The sequence below is a fragment of the Pseudomyxococcus flavus genome, assembly GCF_050038885.1.
In the GTDB taxonomy this organism is placed as follows: Bacteria; Myxococcota; Myxococcia; order Myxococcales; family Myxococcaceae; genus Myxococcus; species Myxococcus flavus.
This window is the reverse complement of the sequence record NZ_CP143624.1, coordinates 8,132,302-8,156,784: the sequence shown is the minus strand read 5'-3', so window position 1 is coordinate 8,156,784 and position 24,483 is coordinate 8,132,302. Positions and strand designations below refer to the sequence as shown.

20 protein-coding genes, 1 pseudogene and 1 riboswitch are annotated in these 24,483 nt (G+C 69.6%); of the genes and pseudogenes, 15 read left to right on the top strand and 6 right to left on the bottom strand.

All coding sequences use genetic code 11. The features are described 5' to 3' along the window. Nucleotides 1–523: 523 nt before the first annotated feature. Nucleotides 524–718, top strand: coding sequence for a hypothetical protein (locus tag VZL07_RS34095; protein WP_426752112.1), 195 nt, complete (start codon nt 524–526; stop codon nt 716–718). A 231-nt stretch (nt 719–949) separates the two neighbouring features. Here VZL07_RS34095 and VZL07_RS34090 read toward each other — a convergent pair whose 3' ends face one another. Genes VZL07_RS34090 through VZL07_RS34080 form a run of 3 tightly spaced genes read right to left on the bottom strand, consistent with a single transcriptional unit; the run spans nt 950 to nt 3,078 of the window. Continuing rightward, nucleotides 950–1,471 carry a gamma-glutamylcyclotransferase gene (locus VZL07_RS34090; protein WP_426752111.1) on the bottom strand — a complete coding sequence of 174 codons (522 nt, stop codon included), beginning with the start codon at nt 1,469–1,471 and terminating at the stop codon, nt 950–952. A gap of 15 nt (nt 1,472–1,486) precedes the next feature. Then, entirely contained in the window at nt 1,487–2,083 is a 597-nt protein-coding gene (locus tag VZL07_RS34085; protein WP_426752110.1) for a GbsR/MarR family transcriptional regulator, read from the bottom strand. Then, nucleotides 2,080–3,078, bottom strand: a complete 999-nt coding sequence (locus VZL07_RS34080; RefSeq protein WP_426752109.1) for a polyprenyl synthetase family protein — start codon at nt 3,076–3,078, stop codon at nt 2,080–2,082. The genes VZL07_RS34085 and VZL07_RS34080 overlap by 4 nt, the downstream gene beginning before the upstream one ends. A 204-nt stretch (nt 3,079–3,282) precedes the next feature. On the opposite strand from VZL07_RS34080, the gene VZL07_RS34075 reads away from it, so the two are divergent. The 11 genes and pseudogenes from VZL07_RS34075 (at nt 3,283) to VZL07_RS34025 (ending at nt 15,993) form a co-directional block, all read left to right on the top strand. Then, nucleotides 3,283–4,770, top strand: a complete 1,488-nt coding sequence (locus VZL07_RS34075; protein ID WP_426752108.1) for an MFS transporter — start codon at nt 3,283–3,285, stop codon at nt 4,768–4,770. A gap of 253 nt (nt 4,771–5,023) precedes the next feature. Next, a complete protein-coding gene (locus tag VZL07_RS34070) occupies nt 5,024–7,042 on the top strand; it encodes a M36 family metallopeptidase (RefSeq protein WP_426752107.1) in 2,019 nt (672 codons plus the stop codon). A gap of 198 nt (nt 7,043–7,240) precedes the next feature. After that, nucleotides 7,241–7,618: a RidA family protein gene (locus VZL07_RS34065; protein ID WP_426757430.1), complete on the top strand. Its 378-nt coding sequence runs from the start codon at nt 7,241–7,243 to the stop codon at nt 7,616–7,618. Between the two features lie 90 nt (nt 7,619–7,708). Beyond that, on the top strand, nt 7,709–8,218 hold the full coding sequence (locus VZL07_RS34060; RefSeq protein WP_426752106.1) for a TlpA family protein disulfide reductase: 510 nt from the start codon (nt 7,709–7,711) through the stop codon (nt 8,216–8,218). Nucleotides 8,219–8,252: 34 nt separating this feature from the next. Continuing rightward, nucleotides 8,253–8,555 (top strand): hypothetical protein, encoded by a 303-nt coding sequence (locus VZL07_RS34055; RefSeq protein ID WP_426752105.1) that lies wholly within the window; start codon nt 8,253–8,255, stop codon nt 8,553–8,555. A 155-nt stretch (nt 8,556–8,710) separates the two neighbouring features. Next, nucleotides 8,711–8,980 (top strand): hypothetical protein, encoded by a 270-nt coding sequence (locus VZL07_RS34050; RefSeq protein ID WP_426752104.1) that lies wholly within the window; start codon nt 8,711–8,713, stop codon nt 8,978–8,980. Beyond that, the gene (locus tag VZL07_RS34045) at nt 8,981–10,543 is read left to right on the top strand and encodes an efflux RND transporter periplasmic adaptor subunit (RefSeq protein WP_426752103.1); all 1,563 of its coding nucleotides are present in this window, start codon (nt 8,981–8,983) and stop codon (nt 10,541–10,543) included. It abuts the gene before it with no gap. Nucleotides 10,544–10,546: 3 nt separating this feature from the next. After that, nucleotides 10,547–13,627, top strand: a pseudogene (locus VZL07_RS34040) (efflux RND transporter permease subunit); the annotation flags it as partial. Nucleotides 13,628–13,663: 36 nt separating this feature from the next. Continuing rightward, nucleotides 13,664–14,941, top strand: coding sequence for a TolC family protein (locus VZL07_RS34035; RefSeq protein ID WP_426757429.1), 1,278 nt, complete (start codon nt 13,664–13,666; stop codon nt 14,939–14,941). 81 nt (nt 14,942–15,022) lie between these two features. Further along, nucleotides 15,023–15,292 (top strand): DUF2277 domain-containing protein, encoded by a 270-nt coding sequence (locus tag VZL07_RS34030; RefSeq protein ID WP_426757428.1) that lies wholly within the window; start codon nt 15,023–15,025, stop codon nt 15,290–15,292. Between the two features lie 86 nt (nt 15,293–15,378). Beyond that, nucleotides 15,379–15,993, top strand: coding sequence for a cysteine hydrolase family protein (locus VZL07_RS34025; RefSeq protein ID WP_426752102.1), 615 nt, complete (start codon nt 15,379–15,381; stop codon nt 15,991–15,993). Here the strand turns inward: VZL07_RS34025 and VZL07_RS34020 are convergent. Beyond that, nucleotides 15,981–17,513: a methyl-accepting chemotaxis protein gene (locus tag VZL07_RS34020; protein ID WP_426752101.1), complete on the bottom strand. Its 1,533-nt coding sequence runs from the start codon at nt 17,511–17,513 to the stop codon at nt 15,981–15,983. The genes VZL07_RS34025 and VZL07_RS34020 overlap by 13 nt on opposite strands. Before the next feature lie 451 nt (nt 17,514–17,964). Between VZL07_RS34020 and VZL07_RS34015 the strand changes: the two genes are divergently transcribed. Then, nucleotides 17,965–20,241, top strand: a complete 2,277-nt coding sequence (locus tag VZL07_RS34015; protein ID WP_426752100.1) for a DUF3857 domain-containing protein — start codon at nt 17,965–17,967, stop codon at nt 20,239–20,241. Between the two features lie 141 nt (nt 20,242–20,382). Then, nucleotides 20,383–21,969 carry a tetratricopeptide repeat protein gene (locus VZL07_RS34010; protein WP_426752099.1) on the top strand — a complete coding sequence of 529 codons (1,587 nt, stop codon included), beginning with the start codon at nt 20,383–20,385 and terminating at the stop codon, nt 21,967–21,969. A 20-nt stretch (nt 21,970–21,989) separates the two neighbouring features. Here the strand turns inward: VZL07_RS34010 and VZL07_RS34005 are convergent, their stop codons facing one another. Both VZL07_RS34005 and sugE read right to left on the bottom strand, forming a co-directional pair. Then, nucleotides 21,990–23,180: an MBL fold metallo-hydrolase gene (locus VZL07_RS34005; RefSeq protein WP_426752098.1), complete on the bottom strand. Its 1,191-nt coding sequence runs from the start codon at nt 23,178–23,180 to the stop codon at nt 21,990–21,992. A gap of 59 nt (nt 23,181–23,239) precedes the next feature. Continuing rightward, nucleotides 23,240–23,560: a quaternary ammonium compound efflux SMR transporter SugE gene (gene sugE, locus VZL07_RS34000; protein ID WP_426752097.1), complete on the bottom strand. Its 321-nt coding sequence runs from the start codon at nt 23,558–23,560 to the stop codon at nt 23,240–23,242. A 17-nt stretch (nt 23,561–23,577) separates the two neighbouring features. Continuing rightward, nucleotides 23,578–23,636, bottom strand: a riboswitch (guanidine-III (ykkC-III) riboswitch). A gap of 213 nt (nt 23,637–23,849) precedes the next feature. Here sugE and VZL07_RS33995 point away from each other — a divergent pair. Next, the gene (locus VZL07_RS33995; RefSeq protein WP_426752096.1) at nt 23,850–24,467 is read left to right on the top strand and encodes a hypothetical protein; all 618 of its coding nucleotides are present in this window, start codon (nt 23,850–23,852) and stop codon (nt 24,465–24,467) included. Nucleotides 24,468–24,483 lie beyond the last annotated feature (16 nt).

Genomic DNA, 24,483 nt, shown 5'->3' with positions numbered 1-24,483 from the left:
AAACAAACACAGAACAAGCAAGCCAGAAGGGTGTTCAGACTGCCTGAACATCAGAACATGTAGGCATTGCCCGGCACGACGCCAGGAGAGGCACCCAACACTGAACGCATGCGCAAGCAGGTGCCTCCAAGGAAGAGGTGGCAAAAACCACTGAACATCAGCACAGGGGAAGTCGAGGATCAGGGGAGCCCGACATGCTAAACAGGGGAGCATGTAGGCATTGATGAGAAAATGCCTGCCACTTTGTTCAGCCCGCCATGTCCCTCAAGGAGTTGTCACCCCTACTGAACGTCCAGTCAGTTCGCCACAACGGATCAGCAACGTCGCAAGGGCTGGTCTTTTGTTCATGTAGGCATGACGCCCCAGGCTGCACGAAGAAATGCCTGATGATTCGTTCATGTAGGCATTGTGCCGCATGGGGCTCGATCGGCCGCCAGCCCTCCAGTCGCGCAGCCAGCAACGCTTGCTCCCCTCCCCTTCGATTCCCAGCGTACCCATGGGTGATCCAACTGGAGGACGGGCGATGACAAAGACGAAGATCGTCGAGGGATACGGAGGCACGAGCGAGCAGCGCCAGCGTCACCTCCACAACGACAACTTCTCCGAACGAGCGCCGGAGACACCAGAAGAGGTGGACGCGGTCCGCAGCTCGCCCGACAAGGACGGGCGCGAAGTCACCATCCATCCGCTCGCGTCCGAGGACTCGGACGACGTCTAGCGCGACGAGGCGTGAGCGCCGCCGGACAGGCGGCGGAGCCCGCTGTCAGCGCATGAACAGGAAGTAGAGCACCGCGCTCAGGGCGATGGAGACCAGGATGCTGCCGATACAGCCGAGCCGGTTCGAGAAGAAGAAGAACATGCGCGCAGACCAAGCTGTGCACGCCCGGCCCGAAGGGAAGCCGGGCGCGGCGGGCACTGTCCTCCGGTGTACGCGCCGGGGGGGCGGCGCCTACTCGCCCCGCTTCAGGCGCTCGACGTAGTCGGCGGGCAGCCCTGCGGCCTGGGCCCCTCGCACCAGCGCATCGACGAAGCGCGTGCTGACCGGGCCGTCGCTCGAGGCGCGCCTCGGGTTCGTGACGAAGGCCGTGGCCTCCACGTCCTGCCCGTCCACCCGGACTCGGACCGGCCGCTCCACGCACATGCTCGTCACGAAGCCTTCCTTGTGCTGGATGATGGGCCAGTCCTGGCCGCGAATCTCGAAGAGGCGGCCGTACACCTTCCGCTCCGCCGCATCCGTCAGCCCCGCGACGCGCCCGCCCCACCAACGGGACGGGAAGTCATAGACGAGGTCCACGTCCAGGGCCTCGGCCAGCCGTCCTTCGGGCAGCTCGAAGAAGTCGTAGCTGTGCTGCGAACGCCACTCCTCGAACGCCGCGCGGTCCAGGATGGTCGAGTACGCGAAATAGAGGCGCGTGGCGGACGGGTCCGCGGCCGCGCGCGCCTTCATCACCTGGTCATAGTGCGAATCCATGTCCGCCCTCTCCGGCTACTTCGAACCCCGGCGAGTCCCCGAGGCGTCGTCCCGGAAGACGGACAGCACACCGGAGACGTCCAGCCGGGACGTCTTGATGAACAACCGCAGCGCGCGCTCCACATGCTCGGCCAGCGTCGCCATCTTCTCCAGGCGCTGGAGCCGGTCGCGCGGGAGGTCCTCGTGGGCCTCCGCCAGCCGGCGGGCCTCCGCGAGGTCGGCGCGGATGCGCGCGACGAAGCCCGCCTCGCGCTCCTCGATGACGTGCGTCACCATCCGCACCAGGTCATTCTCGGCGCCGTAGCGCCACACCGTGTCCTTGGGCAGCCGCACGCGCTGGATGACACCCCAGCGCTCCAGGTCGCGCAGCAGCATGGAGACACCGCCCTTGGACAGGTCCAGCTCCCGCTCGATTTCACCCGCGGTCAGGGGCTCACCGCGCAGGTACAGCAGGGCCCACACACGGCCCTGGTTGCGCTTGAACCCCCAGAATTCGATGACGTTTCCCACCGCGTCCACCGCGATGGCTTCCCAGGGCGCGAGCCGGCCGTCCGCCAGCGGCGCCTCCGAGGCAGGGCTCCCGGGTCCCCCCGTCCACAGGTAGCCCTTCATGCGGCGCGCCCCTGGACTTGCTCGGCGATGCCGGCCGACAGCTTCCGCGCCCAGCTCACCAGCTCCGCGCCGGCGGGCTCCTGGGCGAAGTGGCCCAGCTTGTCGAGCGCGGCATCAATCTCCACGTTCATCCGCTCCATGGACGCATCCACCGCGCCCGTGGCCTCGATGGCCGCGCCAATCTCCTTCGTGCGCTCGGGGGTGATGGCGGAGAACGCCCACGCGTCCTTCAGCTTGCGGCGCAGGGACTCGTCCTTGGCCACCGCCAGGAGGATGGGCATGGACGGCGTGCGCGAGTGCACGTCCGCGTAGCGCGGCTTACCCACGTCCGTACCCAGGATGTCCCGGATGTCATCGGCAATCTGGAACGCCACGCCCAGGTGCCGCCCGAAGCCATCGAAGCGTTCCACCGCCTCCGGGTGGTCCGCCAGCGTCGCCGCCGCGTTGCCACACCAGCCGAAGAGCGAGCCCGTCTTGCCCTCGGCGATGAAGCGCAGCCGGTTGAGCGGCAGGTCCAGATCCCCGCGGGCCTCCACCTCGGCGATGGCGGCGCGGGTCATCTCGGCGACGACGGACAGCGCGCTGCGCGTCAGCCGCGCGTCCAGCAAGGACAGCTGGTGCAGGCCCGTGGACAGGATGAGGTCGCCGCTCATCACCGCGACGATGTTGCCCCAGCGGGCGTTCACCGTGGGGCGGCCGCGCCGGAACATGCCCGCGTCCACCACGTCATCGTGCAGCAGGCTGGCCGAGTGGATGAGCTCCGCGGCCACCGCCACGTCCACCAGCCGCTCCGCTGGCACCCCCACCGCCCCGCCGAACAGCCGCGCCAGCATGGGGCGCGCGCGCTTGCTCCCGCTGCCCAGACACAGATGACGGGCCGCCTCCATCAACGTGTCACCCTTCACGCCCGGACCGGCATCGCCATCAACCAGGGTGCTGCCAAGCCGCTGCTCCACCGCCCCCAGAAAGTCCGTCAGCTCCCGAGCCAAGTCCATGTGCGCCGTCTCCTCGTTCGTTCATATAGTTCAAGACCGCTTGAACTGCACCTGATTCCAGCGCTGCTCAGCAGCCAGGCGCTGGCCGGTGACAGGAGATGTGGGACAGCCGGTCCGTCCCGCCCGGAGAGCGGCCGGCCTTCCTGGGGGCTCTCGAGGGTGGATTGAGGGGGCCCGGCGGGGCGTGCGACAGAACGCGGCCCCGTGACTCGCGCAGCCCTCCGTCGGCAGTTCCTCCGCAGCTTCGCCTCCCTTGCCACCGCGGTACCGCTGTTCCGGCCGGGCTCCTCGCTGCCCGGCTCGTCGGCTCCGCTCCTGGGCGCGCCGCCCGCGGATGGGCCCGGTCCTGGCGCGCAGACGACTCACGGCCGCCTGCGTCGGACGCTGGGTGTCTCCGTGGTGGAGGGCATGTTCTCGGAGGTCTTCACCGCCTGCGCGGGCGCGACGGCGCTCACGGCCTGGGCCATTGCGCTGAAGCTGGGCCCCTTCCTGGTGGGGGTGATGACCGCCCTGCCCTTCTTCGCGCAGTTCGTCCAGTTCCCCGCGGCCTGGCTGACCGGCCTGTTCGGACATCGGAGGGTGGCGCTCACCGCGGTGTGCCTGTCGCGCGTGGTGATGTTTCCCCTGGCCGTGCTGCCGTGGCTGGGCCTGCCCTTCGAGTCGCAGCAGCGCCTGCTGCTGATGGTGGCTGGCGTCTCCGCCGCGCTGAGCGTGGTGGGCAACAACGCATGGGTGGCGTGGATGGGGGAGCTGGTGCCTCGCGCCGTCCGGGGTCGCTTCTTCGGCAGGAGGACGGCTCTCACCACACTGGCGGGCACGCTGGCCTCGCTCGGGGCGGGCCTCTTGATGGACCGCCTGCGGCCGGCCACCGGCGTCGGCGTGGCGCTGCCCCTGCTCGCGCTGGGCGCATGCGTCATGGGCATCGTCACCACCCTGCTGATGGCGACGCAGCATGACCCGGCTCCACCCGGCACCACGCCGCCGCTGGAGCTGAAGGGCGCGCTGGTGCCTTTCAAGGATGACAACGCGCGCCGCGTGCTGACCTACCAGGTGGCCTGGAACGCGGCGGTGGGCGTGTCCGCGCCCTTCTTCGCGTTGCACAGCCTGCAGAACCTCAAGATGACCTTCGTCATCATGGCGCTTCACGCCGCCGCGGTGGCCGGCGTGCGCATCCTCGCGGCACCGCTCTGGGGCCGCGCGATTGACCGGTGCGGCGCCCAGCCGGTGCTGATGGCGTGCTCCCTGGGCATCGGCGTCATCCCCGCGCTGTGGCTGCTGCCCTCCGCGGGGACGCTCTGGCCCCTGCTGTTCGACATCCTCCTCGCCGGCGCGCTGTGGAGCGGCCACGGCCTGGCCATCTTCGAGCTGCCGCTCGCCGTCGCTCCGCGGAAGAACCGTCCCTTCTACCTCGCCGCTTTCGCCACCGCGGGCGGACTGGCCTATGCCGCCGCGGCCGCGCTGGGGGGCGCCATCGCCGCCGCGCTGCCCGCGAACTTCACGCTCGGCGGCCACGCCTGGGTGAACCTGCACGTCCTCTTCGTGCTGTCCTCGGCGGCCCGCCTGGGCGCCGCGATGCTGGTGGTGCGCATCCCCGAGCCCGGCGCCCGGCCCGTGCGCTCCGTGGGCGCGCTGCTGGAACGGCTGCTGCCTCGCCCAATCGCTGCTCAAAGCAACATCCTGGGCAAACGTTGATTGCCAATCACAACAGCAGCATTGCTTGTCATCCTTCGGGGCTGTGCAATTCCTTTGCACCCAGGCATATATTTCCAGAATAGCTGGTGATTTGCCATTTTCACTCAAAGTGTGTTTTCTGCCGCGCCAGTACCGCGCCCCCAGAGGGAGCGGTCAACCCGCAGTGCAGGAGCACGACATGTCCTCAGGTCCTTACCGAAGGCGCCTTTTTCATGCGGTGTTTCTCATTGGAACCCTCTCGGGTTCTGCGGCAATGGCAGTCAATTCGGATCATCGCGGTCATCGCAACTACGACGCGCGTGACGCCTACAACGCGCAGGCGCGGTTTGGCATCTCGAGCACCCAGACGGCCAGTCAGGAGGCGCTGCGACAGGCGGTGCCCGAGCTCATGGTGGAGTTCGACGCGTCCAATGGACTGGTGCGCTCGCTGACCAATCCGGTGGGGGCGCTGTCAGGCCCGCGCAGCGGAGACGCATTGGCCATCGGCCTGGACTTCGTCCAGAAGCACCGCGATGCGTTCGGCCTGGGCCTGAACGACCTCGCGAACCTCGAGGTGACGGACCGCGTCTATTCGAAGGTGAGCGGCATCACCAACCTGTACCTGCGCCAGACGTACCGGGGCCTGCCCGTGTACAACGCGCAGCTTCAAATCAACGTGGATCGCGACGGGCGCGTGCTCAGCGTGCACAGCGACTTCCTGCCGGCCCTGGAGACCGCCATCGCCGGCGCCACGCCGCGGCTGAGCGCCGCCGAGGCGGTGGCGGGCCTCGCGAAGCACCTGGGCGTGCGGCTCGCCACGGCCCCCGAGGCCCTGAAGCCTGAGCCCGGGGTGCGTCAGCGCACGCGCGTCGCGGTGGAGGGCCTGTCCACCGAGCCTGTCGACGCGGAGCTGGCGGTGCTGCCCATCCGCCAGGGTGAGGCGCGCCTGGTGTGGCGCTTCCAGGTCCACACGCCCGACAACGACCACGTCTACGACGTGACGGTGGACGCGCAGACGGGCGAGGTCTGGACGCGCTTCGACTGGGTGGCGGCGGATTCCTACCGCGTCTATCCCATGCCTGTGGAGAGCCCCAACCACACCACGCCGCTGCCGCCCTCGGATGGCCGCGTGCTGGTCACCAACCCCGCCAACGCCACGGCCTCCCCCTACGGCTGGCACGACACCAACGGCGTCGCCGGGGCCGAGTACACCATCCCGCGCGGCAACAACGTCCACGCCTACGAGGACACCAACAACGATGGCGCGCCGCCCACCACGCAGCCCAACTGCGGCGCGTCCCTCGCCTGCGACTTCACCATCAACCTCAACAACGCGCCCTCCACGTACATCCCCGCGGCCGTCACGAACCTCTTCTACTGGAACAACATCATCCACGACGTCCACTACCAGTACGGTTTCGATGAGGTGGCCGGCAACTTCCAGGTGAACAACTACGGCCGGGGCGGCAGGGGCAACGACGACGTGCGCGCCGAGGCGCAGGACGGCGGTGGCCGCAACAACGCCAACTTCTTCACCCCGGCGGATGGCCAGCGTCCGCGCATGCAGATGTACATCTGGAACACGAAGACCCCGAACCTCGATGGAGACCTGGACGCCGGCATCATCGTCCATGAGTACGGCCACGGCATCTCCAACCGCCTGGTGGGCGGCCCCAGCAACGTGTCGTGCTTGAGCAACCGCCAGCAGCCCGGCGAGGGCATCAGCGACTTCCTCTCGCTCTTCTACACGGCGAAGGCCACCGACACCGGCCCGCAGGGCCGTGGCGTGGGCACCTACGCGCTGAACCAGCCCACCACCGGCGTGGGCATCCGCGGCCAGCGCTACAGCACCGACCCCACCGTCAACACCTGGACCTACGCCAGCATCCGCAACATGGCCGTGCCGCACGGCGTGGGCTCGGTGTTCGCCCAGGGCATGTGGGAGGCCTACTGGGCCCTGGTCGACGAGCACGGCTTCGACGCCGACCTGTATGACGCCACGGGTGACGCGGGCAACCAGCGCATGATGCTGTACTTCACGCAGGGCCTGAAGAACACGCCGTGCAGCCCCACCTTCACGCAGGTGCGTGACGGCATCATCGCCGCCGCCACCGCGCTGCACGGCGGTGAGGACGTCTGCCGCCTGTGGACGGCCTTCGCCGCCTTCGGCCTGGGCACCGACGCCGTCTCCAGTGGCTCCGGCGGCCTCACGCCCACCAACGGCTTCGCGGTGCCCGCGGCGTGCGCGGCCCTCGGGCCGTCGGGCGAGGCTCCGGCGGACGTGACGCTCTAGTCCGTGGACACTCCGGGCCGGAGCTCCCACGAGGGCTCCGGCCTGCTTCCCTGAGAAAGCACTACCTCCGGTGCATTTCTCCGTTTCCAGCACGTTAGCGACGAGCGCGTCGCGTCCAAAGCGCCTTGCTGCATCCGCTCGGCGAATCGAACCTCCCATCACGCATCTCACACGCAGCGCAACGAGAGAATCCGCGTGATGAAGGTCATCAACCTGCCGGACAGGCCCGCCCCCGAGTTCTACAGCCACGCCGTCGAGGTCACCGGCGCGAAGCGGACGCTGTACATCTCGGGCCAGGTCGGCGTCGCTCCGGACGGGAGCGTTCCACAAGGTATCGAGGCGCAAGCGCGCCAGGCGTTCGCGAACCTCAACACGCTGCTTCAGCAGGCCGGCATGACGAACCGCGACATCGTCAAGTCCACCATCTATCTGACAGACCCTGCACACCTGCCGGGCTTCATGGCCGCTGGGGCCGGCACGCTCCCTTCGCCGCCGCCTGCGACCACCCTGCTCATCGTGAAGGGACTTTCTGACCCAGCGCTGCTGGTCGAGATCGAAGCCATCGCGGTGGGCTGAGTCGCGGCGCTGACCTCGGCGTGAGAGGTCGGCGCAGCGCAAACGGTTGGAGCATTGCAGGCGGCGCGCCATGAGGTATCAACGTCGCCGATGCGCCTCTTCACCGCCTGGCCCCTGCTCATGCTGGCCCTGACGCCGCTGACGTGGGCGTGCAAGCGCGAGCCACCGCCTGCCTACGTCCGGCTCCAGGGACCTGCTCCAGCGCTCGACCAGGCGCCGTCATCCCGCGCGCTTCTCGTCGTGTTCTGGGCCACCTGGTGCCCGCCCTGCATCCAGGAGACGCCCCAGCTCCTGGCCCTGGCCAAGGCACCGCCCGAGGACCTCCAGGTCGTCGTCTTCAGCCATGACGACTCGCTCCACGCCGTGGAAGGCTTCTTCGGAGGGCCGGCGCCCGCGCCACTCCACCTGCGCCTCGACGCCAACAAGCAGACGGGCAGCGCGTTCGGCGTGGAGCAACTCCCCGTCAGCTTCCTCCTCGTCGACGGCCGCCAGGTCGCTCGCTTCACGGGCGCTCGGGACTGGGACTCCCGCGAGATGCGCCGTCTGCTGGAGAAGTTGATCCACGAAGCCCCGCCGCCAGCGGCCACCCCGTTGGATTGACACCGCCGCCCCCCTTTTTGTAAGCCGCTCGTGGATGCAGTCCCTTCTGCGAATTCTCGCGGTGCTCCTGGTCCTGACGACCGGCGGCGTCTTCCAGACGCTGGCCCTGGCGTCGGACGAGCACTCGGATTGCGCGGAGGAAGTCACCGACGATTGCGAGGACTGCGCTCCAAGCTGCGTGCTGTGCGTGTGCTGCCCGCTGAGGGCCGCGCCCGGCCCCGAGTCGCCCATCGCGCGACTCATCCCTGCTCCCAGGCCGCTCCCGATTCCCTCGCGCGTGGATGAGCCGACGCTCTCCGGCGTGGGAACGGACATCTTCCAGCCGCCCAGAGCCTGACACCGCCCTTCACGGGAGAAGTGTGTCTCGCGCGGGCCGCTGGAGCGCGTGTGCGCTCGTACGCCCTCGCCCGCCCAAGCCCTGTCCAACCGCTCCGCGTACTTTCGCGCGGGGCTTCACCGCCGTGGGCACCGCCCCGGCAGGAGCGCCCCATCATGCACTCGCTGCGTCGCCTGTCCGTCGTCCTGTCCCTGTTCGCCGCTCCCGTCCTGGCCGAGGAAAGCAAGCCCGCCCCTCAGTCCCAGGCGCCCGCATCCGAGAAGCCGCGCTGCGAGCACGGCGTGCAGAAGTCCCTCTGTGCCCGGTGCAACCCAAAGCTGGCCCCCGTCTTCAAGGCCAAGGGTGACTGGTGCGCCGAGCACGCGCGACCCGAATCCCAGTGCGTCCTCTGCAATCCGGAGCTCGCCAAGAAGGGAGTGAAGTAGATGCGCGCCTCCCGCATCGGCTCCAACATCCTGGCGGTGCTGCTGACCCTGGGGGCTGCCAGTTGCACCCAGCAAGCCAGCCCCGAGCTGACCAAGGAGCAGTCGCCACCTCCAGCCGCCGCGGGAGGCGCTCCCACCGCTGCCGGGGTCGCGCTGTGCGAACACCGTGTCCCATCGGAGCTCTGCACCCGGTGCAACCCCGACCTCATCGATGTCTTCAAGGCCATGGACGACTGGTGCGCCGAGCACGGCGTCCCCGAGTCCCAGTGCCTCCAGTGCAACCCGGGCCTCACCTTCACCGCGCAGGACACCGCCCCCAGGGATTGGTGCAAGGAGCACGCGGTTCCCGAGTCCCGGTGCACGAAGTGCAACCCGGCGCTGGTCGCGAAGTTCATCGAGGCCGGGGACTACTGCCGTGAGCACGGCTTCCCGGAGTCCGTCTGCCCCTACTGCCACCCGGAGCTCGTGAAGGCCGCGGGGGCCGAGCCCCCTGCCTTCCCCGAGCCAGGCATGCGCGTCCGCCTCGCCTCCGCGGAGACGGCCCGCGAGGCGGGCATCCAGACGCGCCCTGTCCAGAAGCGTGTCTTCGCCCGGACGCTGGACGTCGTCGGCCAGCTCGACTTCAACCAGAACCGGCTGGCGCAACTGTCCGCGCGCAGCGAGGCGCTGGTGATGGACGTCCGCGTGGACGTCGGTGACGAGGTGAAGGCGGGACAGCCGCTCGTCCTGGTCGCATCCGGAAGCGTGGGCGCGGACCAGGGGCGGCTGGCCGCGGCGCAGACCCGGCTGACGGTGGCGCGCTCGGCGCTCGAGCGCGAGCAGGCCCTGGCCGCGCGAGGCATCAGCGCGCGAAAGGACGTCGAAACCGCTGAAGCCGAAGTCGCCGCGGCCGAGGCCGAGCGCAATGCGGCCCGCGCGGCGCTCTCCGCCGCGGGCGCGACGCTCCATGGCCAGCAAGGCACCTACGCGCTGTCGGCGCCCTTCGCGGGAACGGTGGTGGCGCGCGACGCGGTCGCCGGCCGGTACGCGTCCGCCGGCCAGCCGCTCCTCCAGGTGGCGGACCTGAGCACCATGTGGGCCCTGCTGGACATCCCCGAGGCGGACGCGGCCCAGGTGCGCGCGGGCCAGCGCGTCACCCTCACCTTCGACAGCATGCCCGGACAGACGCGAGAGGCCACGCTCACCCGGGTGGGCGCGTCGGTGGACCGGGCGTCCCGCACGGTGCGCGCCCGCGTCGAGCTGCCCAACCCCGATGGCGCCCTCAAGGCCGGCCTCTTCCTCCGGGCGCGGGTTCAGGTCGCGCCCGAGCACGAGGCGATCCTGGTTCCCCACGCCGCCATCCAGCGCGCGGAGGGCCGGACGCTCGTCTTCGTGAAGAAGCAGCCCGGGCTCTACCAGCCCGTCGCGGTGGAGCTGGGCGCCAGCACGCGCGAGGAGGTGGAGGTCGTCAAGGGCCTCTCGGCGGGGGCGGAGGTCGTCACCACCGGCGCCTTCCTGCTCAAGACGGAGATTCTCAAGGGCTCCATTGGCGCGGGCTGCTGTGAGACGGGCGGAGGCGAATAGCCCATGCTGACCCGCCTCATCGAATGGTCGCTGTCCCACCGCTGGGCCGTCCTCCTGGGAACGGTGGCCATCGTCGTCTCGGGGCTGCTCGCGTTCCGCGCGCTGCCCATCGACGCCATCCCGGACACCACGCCCACGCAGGTGCAGGTCAACACCGTCGCGCCCGCGCTCACGCCCCTCGAGGTGGAGCGCCAGCTCACCATTCCCGTCGAGCAGGCACTCGCGGGCCTTCCTCGCGTCAGCGAGCTGCGCTCCCTCTCCAAGTTCGGCCTGTCCCAGGTCACGCTCCAGTTCGACGACGGCACGGACCTGTGGTTCGCGCGACAGCAGGTGTCCGAGCGGCTGGGCCAGGTGCGGTTGCCCGCGGGCATCGCGCCCCCGTCGCTTGGCCCCGTGGCCACCGGCCTGGGCGAGGTCTTCCATTATCTCGTCAAGAGCGAGACGAAGAGCCTGGAGGAGCTGCGCACCCTGCACGACTGGGTCATCGCGCCCCAGCTGCGCAGCGTGCCCGGCGTGGCGGAGGTGAACGCCTGGGGCGGCGAGGAGAAGCAGTGGCACGTCATCGTCGATCCCCGGCGCCTTCTGCAGTTCAACCTTGCCCTCGGCGACATCTACCGCGCGCTGGAGGAGAACAACGCCAACGTCGGCGGCGGCGTGATGGAGCGGGGAGGCACCGCGACACTCGTGCTTGGCGTGGGGATGCTGGCGGACGGGAAGTCCATCGAGGACGTCGTCATCGCGGCGCACCAGGGCGTGCCCGTGCGCATCCGGGACGTGGCCCGCGTCGAGGTGGGCCATGAAATCCGGAGGGGTGCCACCACCGCGGATGGCGAGGGCGAGGCCGTCCTCGGGCTGGGCTTCATGCTGGTGGGCGAGAACTCCCACACGGTGACGAAGGCGCTGGCCCAGCGGCTGGAGGAGCTCGAGCGGACGCTGCCCGAAGACGTCCGCGTGGAGCCCGCCTACGAGCGGACCGAGCTGGTGGACCACGTGCTACGCACCGTCCGCACCAACCTGCTGGAGGGCGCGCTGCTCGTCATCGCGGTGCTCTTCGTCTTCCTCGGAAACTGGCGCGCCGGGCTCATCGTCGCGGCGGCCATCCCGCTGTCCCTGCTGTTCGCCTTCAACGCGATGCTACGCTTCGGCATCGCCGGCACGCTCATGTCCCTGGGCGCCATCGACTTCGGGCTCGTCGTCGACTCGTCCGTCATCCTGGTGGAGAACGCGGAGCGGCGCCTCTCCGAGGCCCGGGACGGGCGCTCCCTGCAGGACATCGTGAGGGACGCCGCCATCGAGGTGCGCAAGCCCACGCTCTTCGGCGAGCTCATCATCATGGTGGTGTACCTGCCCATCCTCGCCCTGGAGGGTGTGGAGGGGAAGCTGTTCCGCCCCATGGCGCTCACCGTCATCTTCGCGCTGCTGGGCAGCGCGCTGCTCTCCATGACACTGATGCCGGTGCTGGCCTCCTTCGCGCTGAAGCGAGGAGGCGGCGTGCACCGCGAGCCGCGGCTCGTGCGCTGGCTCCAGCGGTGCTACAGGCCCGTGCTCGAATGGGCCCTGGCCCACACGCGCATCGTCCTGACGGGCGCCGCGCTCCTCGTCGTGGGAGCGGGGCTCGCCGCCACGCGCCTGGGCAGTGAGTTCGTCCCCCGTCTGTCGGAAGGCACCATCGTCATCAACACCGTGCGACTGGCGGAAGTCTCCCTCTCCGAATCCGTCCGCTATGGCACCCAGATAGAGCGGGTGCTGCTCTCCCGGTTCCCGGACGAGGTGCAACGTGTCTGGACGCGGACCGGCACCGCGGAAGTGGCCACGGACCCCATGGGCATCGAGCTGTCCGACGTCTTCATCTCCCTCAAGCCCCGGGACGCCTGGAAGCGCGCCAGCACCCAGGAGGAGCTGGTGAACGAGATGAAGGCCGAGCTGGCGGACATGCCGGGCATGCGCATGGCCTTCCTCCAGCCCATCGAGATGCGCGTCAACGAGATGATCGCCGGCGTGCGAAGCGATGTGGGCATCAAGCTCTTCGGGGACGACCTCGACGTGCTCAAGGCGAAGGCACGTGAGCTGGAGACCCTGGTGAGGGCCATTCCCGGCGCCGCCGATGTCACCGTGGAACAGGTCACCGGCCAGCCCGTGCTCGAAGTCACGGTGGACCGCGCCGCGGTGGCCCGCTACGGCATCCCCGCCCGCTCCGTGCTCGACGTCGTGGAAGCGGTGGGGACGCGCCATGTCGGCGAGGTGCGCGAGGGGGAGCGGCGCTTCGACCTGGCCGTGCGCCTCTCGGAGGAATATCGCGAGGACCCCGCGCGCCTCGCCACCGTCACCGTGGACGCGCCTGGAGGCGAGCGCGTCCCCATGGGACGACTGGCGACCCTCCGCGAGACCTCCGGCCCCACCACCATCCAGCGCGAGTGGGGCAAGCGCCGGCTGGTCGTCCAGGCCAACGTACGGGACCGGGACCTCGGCGGCTTCGTCGCGGAGGTCCGCCGCACGCTCGACGACAAGCTCGACCTGCCCACGGGCTACTACCTCCGCTATGGCGGCCAGTTCGAAAACCTCGAACGCGCGCGGACGCGGCTGCTCATCGTCGTGCCCGTCGCCCTGGCCCTCATCTTCGTGCTGCTCTACCTCACGTACCATCGCGTCCTGGACGCCGTGCGCATCTTCGCGGGCGTCCCCTTCGCCCTCGTGGGCGGCGTGCTCGCGCTCCTGGTACGCGGCCTGCCTTTCTCCATCTCCGCCGCCGTGGGCTTCATCGCGTTGTCCGGTGTCTCCGTCCTGGGTGACATGGTGCTCGTCTCGCGGGTCCGCGGGCTGCTGGAGCAAGGGCTGCCCCTGGGCGACGCCATTCGCCAGGCGGCGGTGTCCCGGCTGCGTCCGGTGCTGATGACGGCCGCCGTGGCGGCCATCGGCTTCGTGCCCATGGCGCTCAACACCGGCGTGGGCGCGGAGGTCCAGCGGCCCCTGGCCACGGTCGTCATCGGGGGCGTCCTGTCCTCCACCCTCCTGACGCTCCTGGTGCTCCCGGTCCTGTATCGGGTCTTCGGCGCTGGACAGGACACCTCCCGGACCGACGTTCCTCCATCGGGTTCCACCGATGACACCGCCCTCGCCCCCATGCCCATCCACGGGCAAGCCAGAGCCAGCGGCATGCGCGCCCTGTGGATGCCCATGCTCCTGCCGGGGCTCGTCGCCAGCGCGCTGCTCTTCGCTCCGGCGACGGCCCTCGCGGCTCGCCCTTTGACGATGGAGCAATCCGTCGCGCTCGCGCTCGAGCACAGCCCCCGCCTCATCGACGGCCAGGCCGAGGCCGCATCCGCCCGGTCTCGATGGGATGCCGCCTCCCGCCTGTTCCAGAGCAATCCGCAGCTCCAGGCCTCCGTGGGCCCACGATTCCGCGACGAGCCGGACACCCTCGAGCTCAATGTGGGCCTCAGCCAGCAGCTCGAGCTCTTCGGTCAGCGCGCCGCTCGCGAGGACGCCGCACGCGCCGCCTCGGCGGCGAGCCACGCGCGATTGGAGTCCCTGAAGGTGGAGCTCGCGGCGGAGGTCCGGGAGTCCTTTGGCAGGGCACTGGCCGCCGATCGCGCCTTGCGACTGGCCGAAGACGCCAGCGCGCTCGCCGAGGAAGGCCGAAAGACGGCGGAGGCGCGGTTCAAGGAAGGGGCCGCCAACCAGATTGAAGTGAACCTGGCGCGGGTGGAGCTGGGCCGGGCCCAGCGAGAGAAGGTCCGCGCCACGCAACGGCGAACGCAAGCGCTGGCGGAGCTGAAGCTCCTGGTGGGCTTGGACCCGGGCGAGGACCTCACCCTGGAGGGCGAGCTACAGGTCACGGCGGTTCCCTTGCCTGACACGTCAATGCTCGTCGAGCAGGCGTCCCGCCAGCGGCAGGACGTGATAGCGGCGCGGGCAGAATGGGAAGCCGCGCAGGCCGAGGTCCGGTTCGCCAACCGTGACGCCCTGCCGCGCCCCAGTCTGGGCGTCAGCTACGGCCGGGAGGAGAACGACACCATCATCCAGGGCACGCTCAACCTCGACCTGCCCCTGTTCAACCGGAACCAGGCCGAGAGAGGCACGAGCAGCGCACGTGAGCGACAGGCCCGGCAGCGCCTCGCCGTCACCGAGCGCTTCGTGCGCACCGAGGTCGAGCTGGCCGTCAACCGGTACCGCCTGGCCCAGGCGTCCGCGGAGGCCTTCAGCGCCGACGTGCTCACCGCGCTCCAGGAGAACCTGGACCTCGTCACCGAGGCGTACCGGGCCGGCAAGGTGGACGCCCTGCAGCTGCTCATCATCCGGCGCGAGGCCATCGAAGGACGCCGCGACTACATCGACGCCCTGGAGGAACTCAACGCCGCCCGTGCCCAGCTCCTGCGGGCCCTGGGCACGCTGCGCTGAGCACCTCCCCTCTCCCGCCTGCCGTCGAAATGCCCCCAGCAAGCCGTGGCCAGCGCACCGGGCACGCTCTACCCTGGGGGCATGTGCCGGAACATCAAGCCGCTCTTCAACTTCGCGCCTCCCGCCACCGACGCTGACATCCGCGCCGCGGCGCTCCAGTTCGTCCGGAAGATTGCGGGGACGCGCGCGCCCTCCAAGCAGAACACCGAGGCCTTCGAGCGGGCCGTCGAGGAAATCTATGAGAGCTCGAAGCGCATGCTCGACAGCCTGGTGGCCACGACGCCGCCCCGGGACCGGGCCCGGTTCGAGGAATTGAAACGCCTGCGCTTCAAGAAGGCCGCTGCTCGCTGACCGCCTCCCCGTCCCGGGAGGCCGTGCTTACCCTTCTGCTCCAGCAGGCTCCTGACGGAGGGGTGGGTGTGGCGACACGAAAGCGGTTGTCCAAGAGCAAACGCTCGGACACCGCGCTGTTGATCATCGACGTCATCAACGACCTGGACTTCCCCGGCGGAGAGAAGGTCCTCCCCTGGGCCCTGAGGATGGTGGAGCGCCTGGGCCCCTTCGCCGAGCGAATGCGGCGGGCCGGCGTGCCGGTCATCTACGTCAACGACAACTTCGGCTACTGGCGCAGCAACTTCCGGGACATCTACACGCACTGCACCCGGCGTGGCAGCCGCGGCCGGGACGTCGCCCGGGCCCTCAAGCCCCGGCCGGACGACTACTTCATCCTCAAGCCCAAGCACTCGGCCTTCTTCGCCACGTCCCTGGTGCCGCTGCTGGAGCACCTGGGCACCAAGAAGCTCATCCTCGCGGGACTGGCCACCAACCTGTGCATCTTCTTCAGCGCCCATGACGCCCACATGCACGAGTACAAGCTCACCGTGCTGAGCGACTGCTGCGCGGCGGAGAGCGATGAAGACCACGATGTGGCGCTGTCCCAGCTCCAGCGCTTCCTCCACGTGCGGGTGTGCCGGAGCGACGAGGTGGGCCTGCACGCGAAGCGCCGCCGCCCCACGGCGCGGCGTTCTTCCAGGCCCCGTCAGACGTTGTAGGCCCGGACCACCTGGGACACGCGCTCGGAGAGCAGCTTCAAGGACGCAGCGGCATCGCTGGTGGTGGAGATGCGCGACACCGTGTCCGTCATCAGCGTGTTCAGCTCGTTCACGGCGGTGAAGATCTGCTCGATGCCGGTGGCCTGCTGACTGACGGTCCGGGCGATCTGCCGCGCCGCCGCCGTGCTGTCCTCGACGATGGTGGTGAGCTGCTTCAGGGTCTCCCCGGACGTGCGGACCTGGGTGAGGCCCGCCTCCATCCGCTCGGTGCCCTCGGCGGTGATCTCCACCGTGCCGATGATGGCCTCGTTGATGTCCAGGAGGATGCGCCGCACCTGGTTGGTGGCGCGGATGGACTGGTCCGCGAGCGCCCGAATCTCCCGGGCCACCACGGCGAAGCCCTGGCCATGCTCGCCGGAGCGGGCGGCCTCGATGGCGGCGTTGACCGCCAGCAGGTGGGACTGGTCGGCCAGGTCCTTCACCGTCTCGGTGATGCCGCTGATCTGCTTGGTCCGCTCGCCCAGCGAGGTGATGCGCGCGGCGATCTCCGCCACCTGGTTGCGCACGTCCTCCATGCCGTCGATGCTGGCGGCCACGGCTTCCTCGCCGGTGCGGCTCAGTTGCTCGGCGCGCTCCGCCACCTGGATGACGGACTCCGCGGAGCCCGACGCGACCAGCGCCGTCTGACGAATCTCCTGCGCCGTCACCTGTGTCTCCTGGAGCGCGGCGGCGTGCCGGGTCACCATCTCGGACTGCTGCTCCGCGGACTCCGTCAGGCCCCATACCGAGTCACTCAGCAGCTCCGTGGAGGACTGGAGCTGGTGCAGCAGCTCCTTCAGCTTGCCCACCAGCAGCCCCACGGCCCGCGCGAGCTGCCCGACCTCGTCCTCCGAGTCGATGCGGATGACCTCGCGCAGATCACCATGCACGGCGATGCGCCGGACCACGGCTTCCAGCCGGACCAGGGGCGCGACGATGACGCGGCTGACGAAGAAGGCCGCCACGGTGAACACCACGAGCGCGACGAGGACGACGAGGCCCACGTTGGCGATCGCCCCCTCCACCCGGCCGCGCGCCTCGGTACGGTCGAACCCCACGTGCACCCGGCCCGCGCCGCCCGGCACCAGCGCCACCAGGTCCTGGAGCTCCGTGTCGCCGTCCCGGAGGATGAGCCCGTCCTCCGCCGTCAGCAGCTGGTCGCGCGCATCGCGGAGCACCTGCGCCTTCGCGCCGGCCACGCCCAGCAGCTCGCCGCTCGGGTCGAAGGCGGCCACGTAGGCCACGCCGCCATGCTGGGCCACGGCGTCCAGCGTCTGCTGCACCTCGGCGTGCGCGCCTCGCTTCATGCCGTCCGCCAGCGCGGACGCCAGCATCGTGGGCAGCGCGCCGCTCAGCTCCCGCCCCTGTGCCTCGAAGGCCTCCTGGAGCCGGGGCACGCTGTAGCCCTGGGAAAGTAGGACGAACACGAGCGCCACGACGGTGGGCGCCAGGGTGATTTTATGGGTCAGTGAGAGTCGCATCCGACCGTGCCCGATCCGGGCTCAAAACGGGGAGTGATGCTTTAGCCAACAATCCAGACGCGGCGCATTGTGGGCTCCGGCGTGCGGGCGAAGCAATCCCTCGGGAATCCACTATTCCCCAGACACGAATGACTGCTTTCACAGCGTAATTTCACACAAGAAGCGGCATGCAAGCCTTTGACGGACTGTCTCGCTTCGACGACCCGTTCGCCGCCCGCGAACCACCAGGACAGCTCGCGCGGTGATCTCGGGCAGCTGCGGCAATACTGAGTCCGCCGCCACCCATGGCATACACGCTCAATGAAATGTTATATGGCCACCACTCTGTATCGGGGGCCGTTTGAAGCCGCTTTCGCTTGTCTGTCTCGTTTTACTCACCGCACTTCCAGCCACGGCGGTTGAGCGCAGCGCCCCATGGGAAGGGGCCGCCTTCGAAGCAACGGGCGCCGCCATGGTCCGGGCCGCCGCGAAGCTACCGGCTCCCGAGGAGGGCACCGACGTAGAGGTCCTCCTCAAGGAAGGGCGCTACACGGAGCTTGCCCCCCACCAGTGGAGGGCCACCAACCGCACCGTCTTCCGCATCCTGACCAGCGCGGGCGTCCGTCAATGGGCGGAGGCGCGCGTGGAGTGGTCTCCGTGGCGTCAACAGACGCCCCGTATTCGCGCCCGGGTCATCTCGCCCGACGGCAAGGTGCACCTGCTGGACGAGCAAACGCTGCACGAGGCGCCCGTGGAGGACCCGGGCCCCGACATCTACACGGATACGCGGGCGTTGAGGGCACCGCTTCCCGCCCTTCGTCCGGGCAGCATCGTCGAGATGGAGTCGGTCGTGGAGGACACGAAGTCGCTCTTCGACGCGGGCGTCGTCACGCACTTCTACTTCGCCAGCCCCGTGCCCGTCCGCATGGTGCGCCTGGACATCGACGTGCCTCCGACGACCCAGCTCACACTTCGCGTCCAGGGACTTCCCCTGGAGCCGCTCCCCCAGCATCTCTCCGACCGCAAGCGCCTGTCGTTCGAAGGCGGCCCTTACGCGCCCGTGGCGCCGCTGGAAGCGGACATGCCGCCCAGCCGGGCCTTCTACCCGCACGTGGCCTTCTCCACCGGCCGCTCGTGGAACGACGTCGCCAACGCCTATCACCGCATCATCGAGGAACGGCTGGACGGCGCTCCACTCCAGGCCAGAGCACGCGGAGTCATCAAGGGCACCAAGGACCGGCGTGTCATCGCCCAGCGCCTGCTGGAGCACGTGCGCCAATCCATCCGCTACACCGGGCTCGAGTTCGGAGCGGCGGCAATCATCCCGGCCAGTCCCCAGGAAGTACTCACGCGGCAGTACGGAGACTGCAAGGAGATGTCCACCCTGCTCGTGGGCTTGCTGCGAGCGTCCGGCATTCCGGCACATGTGGCCCTCGTCCGTATCGGCCGTGAGGACGTTCCCCAGCTCCCGGGCATGGGCTTCTTCAACCATGCCATCGTCCACGTTCCCGGTGACTCGGCCATGTGGCTGGATCCGACGGACCCTGGGGCCGAAGTTGGCGTCCTGCCTCCGGAGCTCCAGGGGCGCCACGCACTCGTGGCGACGCCCGACACGCAAGGCCTGACCCGCATCGACGAACAGGCGCCTGAGCGGAATACCGCCGTCGTCACGCGCGTCGTGACAATGCCGGACGAGGGGCCCGCGAGCGTGCAGGAGACCCGCGAACTGGGCGGCGCCCTGGCGGTTCAGTACCGCCGGCTGCTGCGCGCGATCCGGCCAGCGGACTTCCGCCGCAGCATGGAGAACGTCGCCACCGCGCAGTACCAGGGCGCTCTGCAGCGCATGCAGCACACGCCCCTGGAGGAAGACGCGGGCCCCTTCCGCCTCGAGCTGGCTGTGTCCTCCGCGCGCTTTGCCAGCACGAGCTGGCGGAGCGCGAAGGTCCCCCTGCGCATCGAGTCTCCCCTCTCCTGGTTGCCGGACACGCTCAGCGACGTACAGGACCTGCTCCCGGACGAGCTCGGACGTCTGCGCCCACCTCCAGCCCGGCGCCAGGCGGACCTCGTACTCCCCGTGGCCTACCGTTCCGAGGTCCGCTACAAGCTGAAGCCACCCCGCGGCTTCGCCGTTCATACGGTTCCCCGGGACGAAACCCTGGCGCTGGGCCCCGCCGCCCTCTCACTCCGTTACGTGCGTGAGCAGGACGGAGGACTCTCCGCGACCTTCTCCTTCGACTCCGTCAAGCGTCGCTACACGCCCGAAGAGGTCACCGCGTTCAGGACCGCCCTGGCGGCGCTGGTCCGCCGCGAGCCGGTCGTCGTGGAGTTCGAGGACCGGGGCTCAAGGCTCGTTGACGGCGCCAGGGTGAGGGACGGACTGGCGAGCTACGAGAAGTGGCTGACGTCCCGGCCGGACTCGGCGCTCGTGCGCGCCCGGTATGCCGGCACCCTGCTCCGGCTTGGATATGGTGAACAGGCCCGCGTGGAGGCACGCCGTGCTGTCGAGCAGCGTCCGGATTCGCCGCTGGCCCACCATGTCCTGGCCTGGGTGCTTCAACATGACCTGCACGGCAGGCTCCGCAGGCCGGGGGCAGACCTGGAAGGCGCCATCACGGCCTCCCGCAAGGCCATCAGCCTGGAGCCGGAGAACATCGCCGCCAACATCCTCCTGGCCGACCTGCTGGAGCTCGACGCGCACGGTGAGCACTTCGGTCAGGGGGCGCGCCTCACCGACGCCATTGCCACCTAGCGCCACCTGCGCGACGCGCTGGGTGCTCGGAACGTCGACGACCGGCTGATCCGGGCGCTCTTCCGCTCTGGCGCTTCCAAGGAGGCCCTGGAGGCCGCACGGGCGGCGGCGCCGTCCGACCTGAGAGACCGCGTCCTCGTCATGACCACCGCGGAGCTGCAGGGCCCCTCCGCCGCAATCTCCCTCGCGGAGCAGGAGCTCGAGGGACTCGACGCGAGACGCGAGGCCCTGTCCCTGGCGGGGGACCACCTCCTCACCAAGGGGCGTGCCGACCCCGCGGTGAAGCTCTTCGAAGCCGCGCTGAAAGGCGCCTACGACCCGGACCTTCAGTCCCGGCTGGAGCTTGCCCGGCTGTCGTTGCGTGCCCAGTCACCTCAGAAAGACACCGGCCCCGAGTCCGTCGTTCGCCGCATCGTGCTGGCGGCATGGACTGCGCCTGACCAGGAGGCGTTCGAAGCCGCCATCCGTCCCCACCTGTCTTCGCGGGACAGGAAGACCAGCGAGTTCCACCGCAAGCTCAACGCCCTGCACACCTACGCCTCTCGCCACGCGAAGTCCTACTGGGACGTCACGGATGCGAAGTTCCGGGCGGAGCTCGCGGTGGCCGCGCTCGACCTGAAGCCCGATGGACAGGAGAAGGTCGGGTACCGCGTTCGGCTGAACCTGCTGCTCGGCGACCAGACCTTCGAGGACGTCTGGTATGTCGTGCGGGAGAACAAGGAGTACAAGCTGCTGGCTTCGGCGGATGACCCGCGTCCCCTGGGTGCGGAGGCCTTGAGGTGGCTGGACGCCGGACACCTCAAGGAGGCGCTGCTGTGGATCGGGTGGGCCGTGGAGGATGCCCGCGGCGTCCCTCCCGAAGGGCTCTCTCCGCTGGCGTCGTTCGCGAACACGCTCCGGGGCTTCTCGGGACTGGAAGGGGTGACCCACCTCCGTGCGGCCTCCGCGTATCTGGGCGCGAGCACCGGTGACGCACGCGTCCTGGCGACGCTCCGCAAGCAGGCCACGTACGCCTCGGGCAGCGAGCGTCACCGCCTGATGATCGCGCTCGCGGTGGCGATGAAGGCCGCCGGCAATGGGCCTGACGCGGAAGCCCTGCTGGATGAGGTCCGAGAGGACATCCCAACCTCTGCCGAGGCCTTCAGCATGAAGCGAGAGTTCCTGTCAGAGCGAGGCCGGTGGCGTGCACTGCGCGCCGCGGCGGATGGCCGGCTTGGCCTGCTCCACAGCGATGCACTGGGCATGGAGACGCTGCTGGTTGCGGCGTTGAACGAGCAGCAATGGGAAGACGTGGCTCGCACCGGCAAGTCACTCGTGGGTCAAGGCACCGCGAGCGCGGACGCCTACCGGACCCTGGCCTGGGCAGCGCTGCTCCGAGGGCGCGTCACCAACGAGGATGTCCAGTGGGCGCAGCGCGCCGTCCGCATGAGCCCCACCGGTGACACGGACGCGCTGGCGCTCCTGGCAACGGTGCTCGTGGAGACGGGGAAGCTGGAAGAGGCACGGAAGCTGGTGGACGGCGCCCTGGAGCAAAGCAGCTCGGCGATGGTGGACCCCGGCATCCTTTATGTGAAGGCGCGCCTGGCCGACGCGTTCGGACTCCGCGACGCGGCGCAGACGCTCTACCGCGCCATGCCTCCAGCAACAGGCGTGGACGCACGCTCGTTCCAACGGCTGGGCCAGACGCGTCTGAGCCGTGGCCCTGGTACCAGGAGCGCACGGCCCTGACGGAATCCGCTTCAGAGGGCCTAGGGCGCATCCTCCGCGACAGCGGCCTGGACGGAGCTCCACCACGCCGTCTCGGCGCGCTCGCGCGTCGGCTCCACCGGCTGGCCCAGGATGGGCGTGAGCAGCGAGACCCCCTTCTCCCGCGCCTCGGCCACCAGCTCGTTCGCGGGCGCGTCCCAGGCATGCAGGGCCAGGTTGAAGGTCCCCCAGTGGATGGGCAGCAACACGCGCCCGCGGACCATCTCATGCGCCTGCAGGGCCTGATGCGGCCCCAGGTGGATGCTCCCCCAGGACGGGTGGAAGGCGCCCACCTCGAACATGGTGACGTCGAAGGGGCCGAAGCGGCGGCCCACCTCGGCGAACTCGTCCGTCAGCCCCGTGTCTCCGCTGAAGAAGACGCGGTGCTGAGGCCCCAATAGCGTCCACGACGTCCAGGACGTGCTGTTGCGGTCCGTCAGGCCGCGGCCAGAGAAGTGCTGGGCCGGCGTGGCGACCATGCGCAGCCGGCCCTCCCCCAACGACACCTCCTGCCACCAGTCCAGCTCCACGACGCGCTCCGCGGGCACGCCCCACGCCTCCAGGTGCGCCCCCACGCCCAGCGGCGCGTAGAACGTCACCTGGCGCGACGCCAGCGCGCGGATGGTGGGCATGTCCAGGTGGTCATAGTGGTCATGCGACAGGAGAACCGCGTCCACTTCCGGCAGCGCCTCCAGCGGAAGCGGCGGCGGATGGAAGCGCTTGGGCCCGGCGATGGTGGACGGCGACGCCCGCTCGCCCCAGATGGGGTCGGTGAGGACGCGGAAGCCATCGATCTCCACCAGCAGCGTGGAGTGCCCCAGCCACGTCACGCGCAGCCCGGTCTCCGGCGGCTTCGCCAGCGCCGCGGCCACGTCGCGCGCCATGGGCAGCGGCGCGGGCGGCGTGCGCTGCTGGGTGCCGAAGAGCATCTCCTTCATCACGCCCCAGCCTGGCCCGTTGAGCGCGACCCGGTCCCCCGCGGTGTTGGCGAAGACGCCGTCCTTGTAGCGAGGCGACGCCTTCATCCGCTCCAGCCGGGCGCCCTTCGCGCTCGCCCCGAAGGACTGGAGCCCCTCCGTGGTCGTCCACGTGAGGACGCCGCCGAGCGCGACGCCCAGCCCCACGCCCCACAGGGAGTACCGCCACCACCCACGCCGCTTGGGACGCACCGAGGACTGGAACGCGTTGCTCATGGCCCCAACGTGTAGCGCTGACCCGAGGTCAGCGCCCGGGAAATCGCCGCTGGGGCCCCCTACCGGCCGCTGGTGACCTTCAACCCCACGATGGACACCAGCAGCAGCGCCAGGAAGAAGAGGCGCGGCGGCGTGGCGGGCTCATGGAAGAGCACCATGCCCAGGATGGCGGCGCCCGTGGCGCCAATGCCCACCCAGACGCCGTAGGCGGTTCCAATGGGCAGGCTCTTCGCGGCCACGCCCAGCAGCACCATGCTGGCCACGATGGCACCGCCCGTCAGCACGCTGGGGACCAGCCGGGTGAAGCCTTCGGTGTACTTGAGCCCGATGGCCCAGCAGACCTCGAGCAGACCCGCGATGATGAGGAGAATCCAGGACATGACGTACGACTCCGGTTGTCGCGTCGTCTTGTCCTGACCGGGTACGGCGCGCCTCGTCCGGGCCAGGCGGCCTCACGATGAGGGCGCTGGCGGCCCTTGTATAAAGCCCCAGCGCCTCCGGTTCAACTGGCCTCACACCGCCACTGTCCCCTGGGGAGGGGGCCCAGGCGGCGCGGCATGCGAGCACCCGTGGGAGGGCTCGCGCCGGAGCACGGCTGGCTTGGGTTGAACCGGGCTCTCCACCGTCCCAGCTTCTGACGGAACAACCCAGCGGTCGGAGGCACTCGAGATGAAACGAATCCAGGCACTGGTCGTGGCGGGCGCGTTGTGCGGAGGCGCGGCCCTGGCCAAGGATGACGCGAACATGCGCGGCCTGACGGTGTCCGTGGGTGGCGGCGTGGAAGGCTACAGCGGCGGACTGGCGCCTCGCATCGACCCCGGCGCGGCCTATGGCGCCACGGCGACGCTCAAGCCGACGCGCGTGCTGGGCCTCGAGGTGGGCTACACCGGCGCCATCAACAAGATCGACCGGCGAGGCCTGGAGGACCTGGCGCGCAACCCGGACATCATCCGCAATGGCGGTCAGGCCGTCGCCACCCTCGGCCTCACGGCGAGCGCCATCCAGCCCTACATCCTCGGCGGCGTCGGCCTGAACCGTTACAACGTCCGGCGTGGCGCGGAGGCGCTCGGCTACCGCGACGACACCGCGGGCTCCGTCCCCCTGGGCGCGGGCCTGCGCTTCTACACGGGCAGCTTCACCGCGGACCTGCGGGCCAACTACAACCTCCTCTTCGACCAGGAGCTCGTCCCCGACCTGCCACCCGCGGAGAACCAGCCCCTCTCCGATGTCACGTTCGCGGGCGGCTCCAGCTACAACGCCACGCTGAACGTGGGCGCCACGTTCTGACGCGACTTGCGCGCAC